Source organism: Candidatus Poribacteria bacterium (assembly GCA_026702755.1).
In the GTDB taxonomy this organism is placed as follows: Bacteria; Poribacteria; WGA-4E; order WGA-4E; family WGA-3G; genus WGA-3G.
This window is the reverse complement of sequence record JAPPBX010000106.1, coordinates 1-16,201: the sequence shown is the minus strand read 5'-3', so window position 1 is coordinate 16,201 and position 16,201 is coordinate 1. Positions and strand designations below refer to the sequence as shown.

Here is a 16,201-nt window from a genome sequence, read left to right as displayed (position 1 = left end):
GGGTTTCAAACCCGCCCTATTTTTTTGTGCCTGTCTCAATTGAAGTATAAACGATGTCCAACAGAGCATCTAATTCTGAAATCGATATTTGCAAGGGTGGCATCAAGACAATGGTATTAACAAGCGGTCTGAGTATCGCTCCGCGAGTGAGTGCCTCTTTACAAACCCGGATACCCACTTTATCTTCAAAAGGGTAAGGTGTACCGGTATCTGGATCTTCCATTAATTCTACACCAGCGGCAAGCCCACACACGCGCACATCGCCGACGTATGGAAGTTTATAGAATTCTTGGAGTCTATTTCTGAAATGTTCAATCGTAGGTTGGAGTCGGGACAGGAGATTCTCGCACTCGAAAATAGTGATATTTTCCAGTGCGACAGCACACGCTAATGGGTTTCCGGTGAAAGTATGCCCGTGAAAAAAGGTCTTGAGGTCTCTATATTCACCGAGGAAAGCGTTATAGATGTCATCTGTCGTTAACGTCGCTGCCAGTGGAAGGTAACCGGCGGCGAGACCTTTTGCTGTGCATAAAAGGTCGGGTGTAACGCGCTCATGCTCGCATGCCCACATTTTACCCGTCCGACCAAACCCCGTCATCACTTCATCAACGATGAGAAGTGTTTCCCACTGTTTTGCCAATGCAGCGAGTTCCTTTAAAAACCCTTTTGGCGAAATGAGCATACCACCCGCTCCCTGAATGAGCGGCTCTAAAATAATACCCGCAATCTGTCCTGCCTGCTCGGAAAGGGCACGTTCGACCGTATTGAGCCAATGGGTTTTAACTTTGGAGTCGTTACCAGAAGCGTTCGCAGTATGAGAGAAACGGTAGGGTTCTGGGGCGGATACACGGATACCTTTGAAAAGGAGGGAATCAAAGGTGTTATGAAAGCTGTCGATACCGCCTACACTCATGGCACCTATCGTGTCGCCGTGGTACGCGTTATCGAAATGGATAAACAGTTTGCGTTGCGATTCACCCTTATGTTGCCAGTACTGATACGCCATCTTCAAGGCGACTTCGACAGCGGTTGAGCCGTTGTCGGAGTAGAACACCTTGTTCAGTCCAGTTGGCGTGATTTCCACCAGTTTTTGGGCGAGTTGAATCGCCGGGATGTTGCTGTACCCAAGCAGGGTGGTATGTGCGATTTTATCCAGCTGCGTCTTGAGCGCGGTGTTCAATTCGGGATGGTTATGTCCGTGAACGTTTGTCCATACAGAAGCGATGCCATCAATATATCGGTTTCCATCAATATCGATGAGATAACACCCCTCGCCACGTTCAATGATGACTGGATCCTCCGTCAGCCAATCTTGCATCTGCGTGAACGGATGCCAGAGGTAACGCTTATCCCAAGCAACAAGCGTTTCTTTATCGATCATAGCCTATAGCTGCAAGTTTCGCTATCCCTTCAATTTTGCGTAGTGGACTGGCGGTTCCAAGCCGAGTTCACTGTAAGTCCCCGTTTTCGGAACGATAATTTCAAGCACCCGGTTCCGATAGTGTGTATAGAAATCCTCCGGTTGTGCTTGAATGGGAAAGATATTTGTAAAGCCGTTAGGGAAGGAACTGGCACGTCCGACAACGTTTTCAAACCGCGGATCCTCCATTTCACCTGTTTCAGGATTCACAGGGAGTTGCGTCTGGACCGTCACAGTGGTGTCAGGGGTCGGTGTGGTATCTACGGCAGCGTATGGAGAACTTAAATGGACTTCGTAGTCGTAGTGCGGCATCCTATCTGGAAGGTTGAACGCTTCCTTCATCGAAGAATTGGGCACCCATCGTGGGAATTCAATTTCGATTCGGTAATAGTCCGCCATTTCTGAGACTTGATTAATCATTCCGTAGCGTCGGTATCGTTCCTTGATATCATCGGCGTAAATTGCACCATCTACATCTACTGCTCCCGGAACCGTTGTACGTTGTGCTGAGGGATCCGTAACCAGAGCAGAACGCGCACCGATAAGCAGCGGTGTCGCAACAAGTGACAAGAACCAACCGTAGAACGCTGCACCGTAACGTGGCTGTTCTTCCGTTGCGCTGAAGTCGTCTTTAAACCGGTAAATACCCTCGGTGACTGCGATGACGACCCCGAGGAAAATCATCAAGTTGCCTCTGCTTGAGAAAAGGTCGGGAGTTTGTCCTTGGAACCCAACAAAGAAAAGGATGAGCGGATAGAGTATCAGGTTAAGTAGGCTATTAATACCTGTGGATACAGCGGCACTAAAAATACGCGTGTTCCCTGCCATCTCCTCAAGTCGCGCCTTGAATTTCGCTGAGAAGGCGCCAAGAATAGGCTGTCCAAGGAGTGCTAACAGATTGAATGGGGTACGGAGTCGTGAATCTGGCTGTTCTGGTATCTGGACAAATTCTTCTGGAATGCCTTGTTGTTTTCCTTGTTTGGTTTTTCCTGCTTCGTCGTCTCCGCTATCTGTGGTTTCAGGTTTAACGAAGGTCTCAAAAAATTTACTATTTACTTCAATATATGATTCCCATTGGCTGGGAACATCACTTTGCATGAAAATCGCGTCAACAGGACACGCAGGTTCGCACGCAGCACAGTCGATACACACATCTGGGTCAATGTAAAGCTGCTTTTCGCCTTCGGTGGTGTGTATACAGTCCACGGGACAGACATCGACGCATGCGGTGTCCATCACGTCAACACACGGTTCACAGATTATATAAGCCATCTTTCCCTCCTTTTTGTTGATGCTTCCGTATTAATTATACCACAGTTAATTGATGATGGCAAGGAATATTTCCATTTTTCGCAGTTTGACAAATGGCGTAATAGTCGCTATAATGGCGTAGAAACTAACATTCACAAGGCAGATCAGATGTTCAAAGAACCCGAAGATTTTATTGTTGAAGAATTGCCACTTTATGAACCCTCTCAGACAGGGACGCATACCTTTTTTGCGGTTCGGAAACGCAATTTGACGACGCTGGAGGCGATTAACAGAATCGCACGAGATCTACAGGTACAGAGTCGGCAGTTCGGTTACGCTGGGTTGAAGGATAAAAACGCAGTCACAACACAAGTACTGTCTATTGAAGGAGTACCGCCGGAACGGGTTCTGAAGGTTCAACAACCGGATATTGAGGTTCTATGGGCGGAACGGCACACGCATAAATTACGAGTGGGGCACCTTCGCGGCAACAGGTTTGAGATAACCCTCCGCGATATTTCACATAACACACTGTCTTTTGTCGAAAGGACGATGACACGGTTGATGACTGTAGGCGTGCCGAATCGCTTCGGGGCGCAACGGTTTGGAAATAAAAACGATTCACATCTGATCGGGAGGGCATTGGTGAAGGCGGAGTGGGAGACGGTTGTCCGTTACATGATCACAGATGAAATGCTACAGACTGATGCTGTGGCACGGCGAATGCAACGGGAATTGGCACGGAAACCCGTCGAAAGAGTGGTGTCCTCTATTCCGCATCGGCTGCGGAAGCTATTTTTGTCGGCGTATCAGGCATATCTCTTTAACCGCATCTTGGCGCGGCGAGCACCCGATTTAGGCAAACTCCTTGAGGGTGATATTGCCGTGAAACATGATAATGGTGCCCCCTTTCTTGTTGTGGATGCTATCCTTGAGCAACCGCGGGCGGAGGCGTTTGAAATCAGCCCATCGGGTCCGATCTTCGGATATAAGATGCGTCTACCGGCTGGCGATGTGCTCACGTTGGAGACATCGCTCCTTGCTGATGAAGGGGTTCACCTTAAAGACTTTCGTAAGGTTGTCGGTATTCGGTTACTGGGAACGCGTAGACCTTTGCGAATGTCGATGCAGTTGCACGAAGTATCTGCTGTTGATAATGCGGGGGTCCGCCTCAGTTTCACGCTGCCTGCAGGTGGGTATGCGACGGTGGTATTAGAAGAGCTTTTGTCTAATATGTAGTCTTTGAGTCGTATGCCGTTACCACTATTTCTGAGGAGGTCAATTTTCCGGCGCAGTGCGCTTGGATCTCTGATATCTGTAAAATGTCCATGCACCCGACGCAAGTAGCACGACTAACAATACGATAAGACCGATGTTGAGGAGATAGCGTCCACGATTCATCTGCCAGAGTCGCTGGCTTGCGAGTTCAGCAGCAGTGCTTCCTTTTTGCGCTTTCGTTTTCACCTCTTCCCAATACCGTTTTGCAAGATCAGGTTGTCCGTGTTGCTCAGCAAGTTTCGCTGTAACAACCAGATAAGTTACGTCTTGAACGTCCTGTTTTTCGAGAGCGTCGGCGAAGGAACTGAGGAGTAGGACTGTCAGGTCGGGAGACATTTGCGGAAAATCTGGCGTGAGTTCGATCCCGTTCTGAAAAGCGGTGACAGCCCCTTGATGGTTCTGTCGGTCAAATTCGATTTGTGAGACTTCAAACCAAGTGTGCTTAATAAGCTGCAGCGGTTGTGCGATATCGGTGTACCCATCAAATGTGAAAGTCGCCGATCCGTAATTCAGGTCTCCCTGTTTTACAGCGAGCGTGTAAGTCTCACCAAATTTCAGTAGACCGGTGTCTTTCCACTCGTCGAAGCGATAGGTGCCATCTGCTTTGACAGTCTGTTGATGTGTTGTGCCCTCAATCCAAACGACAGCACCATCAACGGGTTCACCGGCGACTCCGGCAACGCTGCCGTGAAGAGCAATTGGCTCAAGTGCCCAACCGGTATAGGCGGATTCTCCAAGAACTAACTGCAATTCAACAGTCTTCGCTGGTGGGATAAGGTACCCTGTTTTCTTCACAGATACTGTAGAAGTCCCCTGTTTCAGATTCTCTGTGATGAGTTTGGGTGTACTGCCGACCTCTACATCGTTGATGGAAATTTCTGCGCCTTCGGGAAACGTCTCAATCTTAAGTGCCGGGCTCAATTTAAGCAGTGCAGCTTCAACATCACCCGTGGGTGCGAGAATGCCGTCCATAAAATCCGGATTCTCCCGCAATAATTCGTAACTTTCGATGATGCTCAACTGCCGATTATCGTTTGTGTCGGTTGTATCTGTGGCGAGAGCGTCATGGAGTTGCTGAAGAAGCACTGTTGCATCCGCTGTCTCTGCCGACTGGATCACGTTTAGTGCAGCGGTTCCGAGTATCTCGCGGTTCGCGTAGTAGGCACTTAAGTTTGTATCCGCTGTGTAACCGTCGACAATAACAATGGTGTCCCTGCTTTCAGTCTCTCTCAACCACTGGTTAAGGGTGACATCTTGGATCCCCTGCTCATTCTCTGACGTTAGCAGGTGCATTGTGTTCATCCCTCTCGGTTTGGTAACCATTCCGTGGTAGAGAAGGATCAGCGTGTCCTGAATCCCGGTTTGTCTCCCGACCTCTTGAAGCATAGCGTGGATTTCGTCAGGTGTCACACTATCGCCTTCGATACGATGTACCTGCTCACTTGGCACCTGTCCGCGCGTGGTTAGGAGTTCAATGAGCGTGTTGATCCGTTCGTGTGCGCGTGCCTCCGGCGTCGCGTCCACAATTAGCCAATGGGTGCCAGAATCAACCGAGAACGCTGGGGCTAACGCACCGGTGACCAATACAACACAAGTAAAGATAAGAGGAAAAATGGGATTCCGCTGTGACATATTTTTATTCCGAGAATTGCGTTTAAGAACATTCTAATGTATTAGTTTAACAGAAATTCGAGACGATTGCAAGAAAAAAGAACCTCTTTGGGTGTTAAAATGTCTAAACTTTTAATGAAAAGTTGCGTCAAAATATTATAGATAAAGTCTTTTTGACGGGACTCGTAAGTTAAAATTTGCTGGTTAAAAAAATTAGAAATATGTCTTGCATTAAAGCATGCGGTTTTAAGTTCTTAAACTTCATGGAAGCACATATATAAGCGTCGGAACGGACAAGGAGATGTTAATGATTCACGGGAAGATTAAGTTCACTGTTTTGTCAAAACTCACGGGTTTCCAAAACCTGCTCTTACAACAACAGACGCGGCGTGCCGGGTGCCAAAGCATGCTGTTAAAAGCGATCCTTATTGTTCAGTTTGCGGTCGTTTTTTGTGTCAGTGCCCAACAACCTATGGGTGAGGTTGATTTATCGCAGCCTTTGACACTTGAACAATGTATTCAGATAGGCCTGGAAAAATCGACAAGTATGCGAAACGCTCGGTTAAATCTCGCCATACAAGAGCTTCGAGTAAAAACCGCGCGCGCTGACTATTTTCCACGTATTTTTTCAAATGGCAATTACGATTTTTCTGACCGAATTGATTTCGGCTTTGAACCTGAAAATTACAACTTGGGACTAACTGGACAATATACCATTTGGGACAATGGACAGCGTGAAGGCGGTTTTGCACAGGCGAAGGAATCACTGAGTGCCACTGTCAGCCGCAATGAGGGAATTAAACAGAGCCTAATTTTACAAATTACTGAAGCCTACTATGATGTCCTTCAGTTTCAAGCACTCGTTGAAGTCAGTGAGCAGAATTTGGCGAGGGCACAGGAGAACACGCAACGCACTAAGGATTTTGTAGAGGCGGGGTCACTCATTCCAGCAGATGTAGCAACTGCGGAGTTGCAAGAGGGGAATAATAGATTATCGCTCCTACAGAACCAAAATTCCCTTCAAGTCGCAAAAGCCCGATTACCGCGACTCCTTGGTTTGGATCCGGGTGTGTTAATTACCGTTACGGAGGATGAGGCATATCAGTTATATCAACAGCGGGGCACTATTGAAAAAATAGAAATACCGGTTGAGGAAGCTATCCAAATAGCCCTTGACAATCGTCCAGAATTTAAGGAGACGGAAGCGCAATTGAGGTCACAGGAATGGTCGTTGACGCTCTCGAAATTACAGCGCTGGCCCCGGTTGAACGCGGATGTTGACTACAACGTGAATCTTGACGATTACCTCCGCGAGCGTGAAAATTTCTCCGACTTCCGAAGTTGGAGTGCTGGTGTGTCACTCAATTTTACGCTTTTTGATGGTGGTATTTTGGGGAATCGGGTCAAAGAGTTGACGATGCAATTGGAGCAAGCCCGTGAAAATGCAAGTGACTTGGAGCGTTCTGTCGCCTTGGATGTTCGCCAATCTTATCTAAATCTCAAACGTAGTGAAGAATCTGTTGATATCTCCAAAACACAGGTGGTCAACGCGCAACTTAGTTTGGAAGTCATTCAAGGGCGTTTTGATGTTGATAAAGCGATCCTGCTTGAACTCCTTGATGCCCAAACCAGTTACGCCCAGGCATTGACGAATGAAGTGAATACGTTCTACGATTACAAAATCGCACAAACTCGTTTACAGGATGCAATGGGAGTGTTACAGTAACCATGAAAAATCGGAAAAAGTGGATTATCATCGGGGCAATCGCCGTTGTCGTTATCGCTGTTGGTGCGATTGGTGCCACCCGGATGAACCTCAGTTTCGGTCAAAACAAGAAGGAAGCCGAGGAGAAACAGGAGGTGGTACGTCGTGGCGAATTCCTTGTCCGTGTACGTGAATCTGGTAACCTGCGCTCCTTCCTTGAGGTGGATGTCCGCTCAAACGTGGAGGGTGAGATTGTTGAGATTTTCGTTGATGAGGCGGTGGAAGTTAAATTAGGAGATCCTTTGCTGCGGATTGATGAAAAGCAAATTCTGGAGCAGAAGAAACAGGCAGAAGCCAATCTTGATGCTCGAAAGGCTCAACTTCAACAGGCAGAGCTCCAAATTCAAATCACTGAGAAGCAGCAGGAGAGTAGTCTCGCACAGGCACGCAATTCTGTCGCAGTGGCGCAGGCATCTTTGGATTCATTTGTTGCAACGACACAGCAACGAATTACCGAAGCGGAAACACAAGTTGCCACGACGAAAAATTCCCTCACTCAAGATCAGATTGCCCTGAGACAGGCGAGAATTGCATTAGCGCAAGCGAAGCTAACCCTTCAACGTACAGAGGGAAATGTTGAATCCGCAAGAATCTCCTTTGAAACCGCAGAATCCGAGTATGAGCGGAATAAGGAATTGTTTGACAAAAAGCTCGTTTCAAAGAAAACATTGGAGGACTCTCAGAGGCAACTTGCTTTAGCTAAGTCACAGTACGAATCCTCCGAAAAAGAGGTTGAGTCTCAAAACGAGACTATTAAATCGCAGGAAGAGAATATCAATGCGATGAATCAGGCGATTGACAGCCGAAAATCAACACTCGCGCTAAATGAAAAAAATATTGAGACAATTAAAGAGTCAGAGGAAGAACGGAAGAAGCAATTGGAAGCAGAATTGGAAAACGCTCGCATACGGCTCCAACAATTAGAAGAGACAACTGAGGAAGAGAAGGAACTCACCAGACATGCGAAGGTGGGTGCGGAGGCGAGTCTACTCCAAGCGGAAAGTCAACTCAAGTCTCAGGAAGAGCGCTTTGACTGGACAACAGTAAGGGCTCCAATGTCTGGCACGATTACGCGTATTATTGTAGAAGAGGGTGAAATTATCACCTCCGGTCGTTCAGCGTTTTCACGCGGTGAGGCGATCATGCGTATTGCGGACCTCGACCAAATGATTGTGAGAACGCAAATTAATCAGGTCGAAATCGGGAAAATAGACGAAGGACAACGCGCTGAAATCACCGTTGATAGTTATCCCGGTCGTGTTTTTCCCGGTAGAGTGAGCGAGATTTCACCGAGCGCGACACCGCGCGGTCCCCAGAACCAAAGTTCCGTTATTACCTTTGAGGTGGATGTAGAGGTCATCGGTTCGCCATCGGAACTACTACCCGGTATGTCCGCTGATGTTGACATCATCGTGTTTGAAGAATCCGATATCCTTCAACTTCCAATACCTGCTGTACTGAGTCCAAAGGTTTTCACTGTTAAGGCGAAAGTAGACCCGGCAAATCTCGGACAATTTCAGGAGGGTCAGGAACTCAAAATCCGAAATCCGATCGGAAAGGAGTTCACTGGACGTGTTGGTAGAAAAACGTCGGAAGAGAGTCGTAGCAATCTTGAAATTCTGCTTGAGGGTGAGCAGAAGGGCTTACGGACCGGACCGACACAGATCTCTATTGTTGTCTCCGGGCAAGAGGTGCTTCGCGATATAGAAGCTGCAGTGAGTAGCGAACGACAGTACTTTGTCATGCTGGATACGGGTGAAGCGAGTAAGAATAAAGACGGGAAAAAAGGGGTCAAAACTCACATTACAATTGGGCAACGGAACAATACTCACTTTCAAATTACAGGTGGTTTGAAGGAAGGGGACCGCGTTTTTGTGCCTTCTATGCAGGAGTTGGCAAAGGAACAGGAAAGCACAGAGAGAGAGGAAGAATAAAAGGTGCAGCATTGTTAGCATAAAAATGCTAAGTTCTGTGTTCTTGTCCATTGCTTGTTTTCATAATATAAACGTTAAGGAGGAAACGCTGTGTTAATAGACGTAAGAGATCTGACAAAAGTCTATCAAATGGGTGATGTACAGGTGCATGCCTTACGAGGTGTGAGTTTCAACATAACAGAAGGTGAATTCATCGCGATTATGGGACCTTCCGGCTCCGGCAAATCGACGATGATGGATATTCTGGGCTGTCTCGCGACACCGACATCTGGAGAGTATTACCTTGAAGGTGAAGAGGTCGGAAAACTTTCCGATAATCGTCTGGCGGACATTCGGAATAAGAAGATCGGTTTTGTATTCCAATCCTTCAATCTACTGCCACGAACCAGTGCGCTCAACAATGTTGAATTACCGCTTATTTACTCCGGCTTAGGGCGAAAAGAGCGGAAACGACGTGCCTTTGAATCCTTGGAAGCCGTCGGTCTGGCAGACCGCGTTGATCACAAATCGACGGAGTTATCTGGTGGACAGATTCAACGCGTCGCGATTGCCCGTGCTTTAGTCAATAAGCCGTCGATGATCTTTGCTGATGAACCAACCGGTAACTTGGATACCCGTTCTGGTACCGAAATCATGGCAATTTTCAATCGCCTGAACGAGGAAGGAAATACTATCATCATGGTGACACACGAGGCTGAAGTCGCTGAGCACGCCAAACGTGTGTTGCATATTCGAGACGGTTTAATCGAGCGAGATGTTATACAGAATGGACATAATGGTGATGGGGCTGAGTAATTAGAGACCTCAATAAAAAAGGGTGCCTTTTTACCCTTGTTGTGTTCTGTTTTGCTGTCTATTATGTCCAAGCGCAGATTAAGTGGGACGCGGCAAAGTTCGTGCCTTAACATACCTACAAAAAATCTAAACTAATCCAATACAGTTATGTCCCACGTCCGAATTACGACCCCGTCCCGCTTACATTTTTCCCTGCTTGACTTGAACGGCGTATTGGGACGAATTGATGGTGGCTTCGGTCTCGCGATTGATGAACCCAATTTCCAAATCATTGCTGAACGGGCGACCGATGTTCATGTGTCATCTTCTATCTATCATGAGCGAGCTTGTAATGTTATTGCACGACTCCAAGAGACCTATCCCTTTCCTGGCATTAAATTGACATTTGTGTCTGAAATCCCGATGCATTGTGGCTTCGGGTCCGGGACGCAACTCGCTCTGGGCATCGCACAGGCTGCCAATGTGCTATATGAATTCGGATTGGATGTGCAAGAATTAGCAACGGCTGTTGGGCGTGGCGGCACTTCAGGTATCGGTGTTGCAGCGTTTGATGCGGGTGGATTCATCGTTGATGGTGGACATCGTTTCCCTGAACAGAAGGCATCATTCCTACCCTCTTCTGCCGTTGGTGATATTCCGCCGCCGCCAATTTTGCTCCGTTACTTGTTTCCAGAAGTCCCACTGTTAATTGTCGTACCGAATTGCTCACGGATTTATGGCGATGAGGAAGTTGAGTTGTTTCGCACGCTCTGTCCACAACCGGAATGGACTGCTCAGAAACTTTCACACATCCTATTGATGCAGATACTTCCTGCCCTGGTTGAGGGAGATATACGCAGCTTTGGGGAGGCCTTAAATCAGATTCAAACGTTTGGGTGGAAGCGGGTTGAGATTGACGCACAGGGTGCTGAGTTACAATTGACGCTTGACTTCTTGCAAGACAGCGAGGCATTTGGGGCAGGCGTTAGCAGTTGGGGTGCAGCGATTTGCGTGATAGGTGAGGACGTCAATAGATTAAAACAGGATACTGAGGCGTTTCTAAAAACGCTTCCGAGTGGTGGGAGTTGTTTTATTACGCAAGTGAACAACGTTGGTGCCCACATTGTGTCGGATTGAGTGTCGGTCTAAAAAAAGAGGCGGATGTCACCATCCGCCTATCTTCTTTACTATCCGTTGCTTGATGAATAATACGGATTCATTCCAGCCTCGTGATCGGTGGTATCGATCACATGTTTGATCTCGGGGAAGACTTCTTGAATCATGGCTTCAATACCGTGTTTGAGGGTAGCATTCGCCATGCCGCAGCCTTGGCAACCGCCCCCCATGTGAATGTACACAGCGTCATCTTCGACGTTCAAGAGTTCTATCTGTCCACCGTGTGCAGCAACGGCTGGGTTAATCCGTTCATCAATCAGCTTCTGTACCTCTTGTGCCTTTGGATTGTCCCACGTCGGCGTGTTCGGATTCTCAATGTTGAATCCACTTGAATTCAGGTCGTCAACATAGTCAATCACAGCACCTTTAAGGTCAGGCGCACTTTCAGCATCGACAAGGACGTTGAAATTCTCACATTCAACAACAATGTCGTCTTCCTGTGCTTCAGTAGCTAAGCCAAGACTGTATTGGAAAGCAGTGGCAGTTCTGCCTTGGATGCTAATGCGTAGTCCCTCTACTTCAACCTCTTCGGTTTCTATCACTGCCTGAATCTTCTCTTGTGCAGTTTCTGTGACTTCGAGCAAAGGGGTTTCGTCTCCCTTGAGCTTCTTCAAGAAATTCTTCATAATTGCCTTCCATAAGTAGTGTCTATGCGGCGGTTTTTCCTACCCAAGATTGATCTGATCGAAATTCTCCCATTTCGTCGTAAAGGTCATGCAACCGCTTGATTGCGTCTATTTCGAGTTGTCTGACCCGTTCTCGGGTAACTTTCAGGGCAACACCAATTTCGCGGAGTGTTTTCCGTTCCCCATCTTCGAGTCCAAAGCGCATTTTCAGCACTCTCTGTTCTCGCTCAGGTAATCTTTTAAGAAATTGGGCGGTCAGATCTTTGTTAATTATTTCTGCGATCGGGCCGTCTTCTCCGCTGGTTGTTGGGTCTTCGATTAAATCACCTAATGTTGCGGCGGAGCGCTCATCACTGAGTGGTAAATCCATTGAAATAGCGTCAGCGTTGAACGTTAAAATTTCCTCGACCTGTTTTACTGTCAGGTCTAAGGCTTCCGCTATTTCCTCGCGCCGTGGTTCGCGTTGCAGTTCTTGGCACAAGGTCGCATAAACCGCATCGAACTTATTCATCTTCGCGACCACGTAAGAAGGCAATCGAATTGAGCGGGAGAAATTATCGAGTGTACGCATAATTGCCTGTTTAATCCACCAGATGGCGTACGTGCTGAACTTAAAACCCTTCTGGTAATCGAACTTACTTGCTGCTTTAATCAATCCAATGTTTCCCTCTTGAATCAGATCTTCAAGTGGAACGTTGTGCCCCTGGTATTTGACGGCAATAGAAATAACAAGTCGTAGGTTCGCTTGAACGAGTTCATCTCGTGCTTTTCGTGCTTCGCCTTCCGCAATTTCAATCCGTTTCGCCAGTAACTCTTTTTCTTTACTGGATAATGAATTCACTTTCACGAGTGCTTTTAGTAGTTCATCTACGAGTGCTTTCCGTGCTTCACATCTGCCAGCTTCAATCTGTTCCGCCAGTAGCTCTTTCTTCTCGCGAACTAATAAATCTGCTTTCACGAGTGCTTCCAGTAGTTCCTCTAGGGCTTTGGCTTCCGCGGCTTCAATTTGCTTGACCAGTAGCTCTTTCTTCTCGCGAACTAATAAATCTGCTTTCACGGATGCTTCTAATAGTTCATCTAATGCTTTGGCTTCCGCGGTTTCAATCCGTTTTGCCAATTCAACTTCTTCCTCACGGGTTAACAGACGGTGTCCAGCTACACTCCGAAGCCAACTCGTTAAAGCATTCTGATCGCTTCCTTTGTAACTCTCCGAGGGCTCTGTTTCATCTGGATATGATGCGTCCATGTAAGGATCAACACTTTCAATACCTGCTGTTTCACCGAAAAACTCGGCTTCCATCGTTCTCCTCTCCTTAAATATGAGATTCTAATAAATAAACACAAGAGTTAATGATACATTATGTTAAAACGTTTTGTCAAGTAAAATGTTTAAAAAAAAGTGAAATTTCCCCATAAAACCTGACAAACAAGGCATTTTAACAAATTTTCCCCCTAAAAAGCAACATAAAAACGTAAAAATTTGGATTGAATACTTTGTTCCAGACGATAGACTGGAATGTACTTATGTCGCATGCCCAATCAATAGCACTGCTGCTGGCAGGGAGGTTGCTGCTGTCTTTTCAAATGCTCTCTGAATACACAGAATATCCGCGTCTGTTTCCAGCATTTCATAAGGTAGGTTCCACGCTTTCAATGTAGGTTCAAGGAAGGTCGCAACGGAATCGATCCATTGTCGATCTTCATCTCGGTTGTGATATCCACGATACCCGATGAATACTACTACCGGCACCCGCATATTGACGACAGTCCCACGGATCGCATCGCCTGATTCTAAGAATCCGGTATTTTGAATGATGATAACAGGTTTCTTGCCCCCGACGTACAACCCTGAAGCAATCGCAAATGCTTCCCCCTCGCGGGTTACTGTGATGACTTCTATATCCGGTTCTGATCGCAAGAGTTCGTAAATCCGTGCACTCCCGTTATCTGGAACACCTATAACGTGGGTAATGTCCTGTTTTTTCAGTTCGTTTACAATCTTCTGTGCTGATGCCAATTTGTACCCCTACTTCTTGTAAATTTAATGCACAATGAATTACGCGACCACGACCCCAAATGCTTCAATGTTATCAGTTAAGAAATATACTGTGGCAGTTACAGAATATGGTGCTACCACAAGAAGTCTCTTAACTGATAACCGAAAACTGAAAACTATTCTACCGTCTACCTTCTACGAGGGCATCCACGACTGTAGGATCGGCGAGGGTCGAAGTATCACCAAGTTCAGAGATGTCGCCTTCAGCAATTTTGCGGAGGATACGCCGCATAATCTTGCCCGACCTCGTCTTCGGCAGTGCGGGTGTAAACTGGATCTTGTCCGGTGTTGCGATAGGTCCAATTTGTTGTCGGACTGCTTGTTTGATGCCTGTTTCTACATCGTCAGATGCGGACTCACCGGTCATGAGGGTGACATACGCGTAGATGCCTTGTCCCTTGATATCGTGTGGGTAACCGACGACAGCTGCTTCAGCCACTGCCGCGTGTTGACCGATTGCGCCTTCGACTTCCGCTGTCCCTAAACGGTGCCCAGAAACGTTCAGGACATCGTCCACGCGCCCCGTAATCCAGTAGTAACCATCTTCATCGCGTAGCACGCCATCGCCCGTCATATAGTAGCCGGGGAACCTACTAAAATAGACATCAACAAAACGTTCGTGGTCGCCGTAAACGGTGCGCATGATACCGGGCCACGCTGTTTTAATACAGAGATAACCCGTCGCGGGGTTCCCTTCAACCTCATTTCCTTCCTCATCTAATATCACTGGCTCAATGGCAAAGAATGGGAACGTCGCTGATCCGGGTTTCAGCGGTGTTGCAGCCGGTAGAGGTGTCATCAGAATCCCACCCGTTTCGGTCTGCCACCATGTATCCACGATTGGGCACCGTTTCTCGCCGACGATGTTATAGTACCACAACCATTCCGGCTCTTTAATCGGTTCACCGACTGTGCCGAGCAACCTGAGCGTAGATCTGTCATACTTCTCGACCCACGAATCACCCTCCTTCATCAGGGCACGCAAAGCCGTTGGAGCGGTGTAGAAGATGTTAATATTATGCTTCTCGACAACTTGCCAAAAACGTCCGAAGTCTGGATAGTTCGGCACACCTTCAAACATGATGCTGATCGCGCGGTTCGCAAGGGGACCGTAGATAATGTAAGAGTGTCCCGTAATCCAACCGATGTCGGCGGTACACCAGTAGACATCGCCTTCGTGATAATCGAAAATTTGTTGATGCGTGTAAGATGTATAAACGAGATAGCCGCCTGTTGTATGTAAAACGCCCTTCGGTTTTCCAGTGGAGCCGGAGGTATACAGAATAAAGAGCGGATCTTCCGCATCCATCACTGTTGGTTCACATTCTGCGCCAACATCTGTCATTGCTTCATGCCACCAGATATCGCGCGAGGCATCAAAATCGACTGCATCCCCAGTGCGTTCTACGACGACCACTTTTTCAATAGAGGGGCATTCTGCCACAGCGGCATCTGCATTCGCTTTCATCGGTATATCGCTGCGGGGACCGCGCATTGCAGTGTCCTGCGTTATGAGCATTTTACACGCTGAGTCATTAATCCTGTCTCGAAGGGATTCGGCTGAAAAAGCACCGAAAACGATGGAATGGACAGCACCGATCCTCGCACACGCCAGCATCGCAATCGCCAACTCTGGCACCATTTGTAAATAGATACAGACGCGGTCGCCTTTTTCAACGCCTTGTGCTTTTAGCACATTGGCGAATTTTTTGACCTCGGCGAGGAGTTCGTTGAAACTGAATGTCTTATCTTCGGACGGGTCATTTCCCTCCCAAATAATAGCGGTTGCATCACCGTGTCCAGTTTCTACATGTCGATCAAGGCAATTATAGCAAGCGTTTAGTGTGCCACCCTCAAACCATTTAATCTCGGCGTTAACAAAGTCATAATCGCTAACCGTATCCCATTTCTGATACCACGTCAATCGTTCCGCAACCGTTGCCCAGAATGCTTCTGGGTCTTGAATTGATTCGGCGTATTGTGCCTGATATGTATCCAGACTGTTGACGTGCGCTTTATTGATTGGATAAGCAGTTTCTACCGGTGAAAAAATATTATTAGCCATTTTATATTTTGATCTCCTCTACAAATCAATCTCCAGTTCTCAAAATGCCTCTACAAGTTGTATAGGACATATTTTATTGGAAAACGGTGATCATGTCAACTGCAATTATCCGAGCAATCCCGAAATTGTGAACATACCTTGCGTTTTTAATAGAAAATGAAGTATAATTATCAGAATATAAGGAGACACACCGATGAGAGAGATGGGGAACTGGCGCGAGTATTTTATTGGATACCTTGCCGCCG

General features: G+C 47.2%; 11 protein-coding genes and 1 pseudogene. 5 read left to right on the top strand and 7 right to left on the bottom strand.

The window, feature by feature from the left end:
- Positions 1–16: 16 nt before the first annotated feature.
- The gene (gene bioA, locus OXH39_21180) at positions 17–1,381 is read right to left on the bottom strand and encodes an adenosylmethionine--8-amino-7-oxononanoate transaminase (protein ID MCY3552981.1); all 1,365 of its coding nucleotides are present in this window, start codon (positions 1,379–1,381) and stop codon (positions 17–19) included.
- 1,074 nt (positions 1,382–2,455) lie between these two features.
- Positions 2,456–2,692 (bottom strand): annotated as a pseudogene (locus tag OXH39_21175) (ferredoxin family protein).
- Positions 2,693–2,839: 147 nt separating this feature from the next.
- Between OXH39_21175 and truD the strand changes: the two are divergent.
- Positions 2,840–3,910, top strand: a complete 1,071-nt coding sequence (gene truD / locus OXH39_21170; protein ID MCY3552980.1) for a tRNA pseudouridine(13) synthase TruD — start codon at positions 2,840–2,842, stop codon at positions 3,908–3,910.
- A gap of 39 nt (positions 3,911–3,949) precedes the next feature.
- On the opposite strand, the gene OXH39_21165 is transcribed toward truD, so the two are convergent.
- Positions 3,950–5,581 carry a PEGA domain-containing protein gene (locus OXH39_21165; protein MCY3552979.1) on the bottom strand — a complete coding sequence of 544 codons (1,632 nt, stop codon included), beginning with the start codon at positions 5,579–5,581 and terminating at the stop codon, positions 3,950–3,952.
- A 286-nt stretch (positions 5,582–5,867) separates the two neighbouring features.
- Here OXH39_21165 and OXH39_21160 point away from each other — a divergent pair, with 286 nt between their 5' ends.
- The 4 genes from OXH39_21160 (at position 5,868) to OXH39_21145 (ending at position 11,170) form a co-directional block, all read left to right on the top strand.
- Positions 5,868–7,286, top strand: coding sequence for a TolC family protein (locus OXH39_21160; GenBank protein ID MCY3552978.1), 1,419 nt, complete (start codon positions 5,868–5,870; stop codon positions 7,284–7,286).
- 2 nt (positions 7,287–7,288) lie between these two features.
- Positions 7,289–9,259 carry an HlyD family efflux transporter periplasmic adaptor subunit gene (locus OXH39_21155; protein MCY3552977.1) on the top strand — a complete coding sequence of 657 codons (1,971 nt, stop codon included), beginning with the start codon at positions 7,289–7,291 and terminating at the stop codon, positions 9,257–9,259.
- A gap of 129 nt (positions 9,260–9,388) precedes the next feature.
- Complete coding sequence (locus OXH39_21150) at positions 9,389–10,054, top strand: ABC transporter ATP-binding protein (protein ID MCY3552976.1); 666 nt, start codon at positions 9,389–9,391, stop codon at positions 10,052–10,054.
- A 147-nt stretch (positions 10,055–10,201) separates the two neighbouring features.
- Positions 10,202–11,170 (top strand): beta-ribofuranosylaminobenzene 5'-phosphate synthase, encoded by a 969-nt coding sequence (locus tag OXH39_21145; GenBank protein MCY3552975.1) that lies wholly within the window; start codon positions 10,202–10,204, stop codon positions 11,168–11,170.
- A gap of 50 nt (positions 11,171–11,220) precedes the next feature.
- Here the strand turns inward: OXH39_21145 and OXH39_21140 are convergent, their stop codons facing one another.
- The 4 genes from OXH39_21140 to acs form a co-directional block, all read right to left on the bottom strand.
- Positions 11,221–11,835: an iron-sulfur cluster assembly accessory protein gene (locus OXH39_21140; GenBank protein ID MCY3552974.1), complete on the bottom strand. Its 615-nt coding sequence runs from the start codon at positions 11,833–11,835 to the stop codon at positions 11,221–11,223.
- 22 nt (positions 11,836–11,857) lie between these two features.
- Positions 11,858–13,135, bottom strand: a complete 1,278-nt coding sequence (locus OXH39_21135) for a sigma-70 family RNA polymerase sigma factor (protein ID MCY3552973.1) — start codon at positions 13,133–13,135, stop codon at positions 11,858–11,860.
- Between the two features lie 222 nt (positions 13,136–13,357).
- Positions 13,358–13,852 carry a thiamine pyrophosphate-binding protein gene (locus tag OXH39_21130; GenBank protein ID MCY3552972.1) on the bottom strand — a complete coding sequence of 165 codons (495 nt, stop codon included), beginning with the start codon at positions 13,850–13,852 and terminating at the stop codon, positions 13,358–13,360.
- Positions 13,853–14,012: 160 nt separating this feature from the next.
- Positions 14,013–15,956, bottom strand: coding sequence for an acetate--CoA ligase (acs, locus tag OXH39_21125; GenBank protein MCY3552971.1), 1,944 nt, complete (start codon positions 15,954–15,956; stop codon positions 14,013–14,015).
- Positions 15,957–16,201: the final 245 nt, after the last annotated feature.

What these genes read in the sequence shown, in the direction of transcription:
- bioA (MCY3552981.1), bottom strand. Translation starts at nt 1,381, where the DNA reads ATGATCGATAAAGAAACGCTTGTTGCTTGGGATAAGCGTTACCTCTGG.
- truD (MCY3552980.1), top strand. Translation starts at nt 2,840, where the DNA reads ATGTTCAAAGAACCCGAAGATTTTATTGTTGAAGAATTGCCACTTTAT.
- OXH39_21165 (MCY3552979.1), bottom strand. Translation starts at nt 5,581, where the DNA reads ATGTCACAGCGGAATCCCATTTTTCCTCTTATCTTTACTTGTGTTGTA.
- OXH39_21160 (MCY3552978.1), top strand. Translation starts at nt 5,868, where the DNA reads ATGATTCACGGGAAGATTAAGTTCACTGTTTTGTCAAAACTCACGGGT.
- OXH39_21155 (MCY3552977.1), top strand. Translation starts at nt 7,289, where the DNA reads ATGAAAAATCGGAAAAAGTGGATTATCATCGGGGCAATCGCCGTTGTC.
- OXH39_21150 (MCY3552976.1), top strand. Translation starts at nt 9,389, where the DNA reads ATGGGTGATGTACAGGTGCATGCCTTACGAGGTGTGAGTTTCAACATA.
- OXH39_21145 (MCY3552975.1), top strand. Translation starts at nt 10,202, where the DNA reads ATGTCCCACGTCCGAATTACGACCCCGTCCCGCTTACATTTTTCCCTG.
- OXH39_21140 (MCY3552974.1), bottom strand. Translation starts at nt 11,835, where the DNA reads ATGAAGAATTTCTTGAAGAAGCTCAAGGGAGACGAAACCCCTTTGCTC.
- OXH39_21135 (MCY3552973.1), bottom strand. Translation starts at nt 13,135, where the DNA reads ATGGAAGCCGAGTTTTTCGGTGAAACAGCAGGTATTGAAAGTGTTGAT.
- acs (MCY3552971.1), bottom strand. Translation starts at nt 15,956, where the DNA reads ATGGCTAATAATATTTTTTCACCGGTAGAAACTGCTTATCCAATCAAT.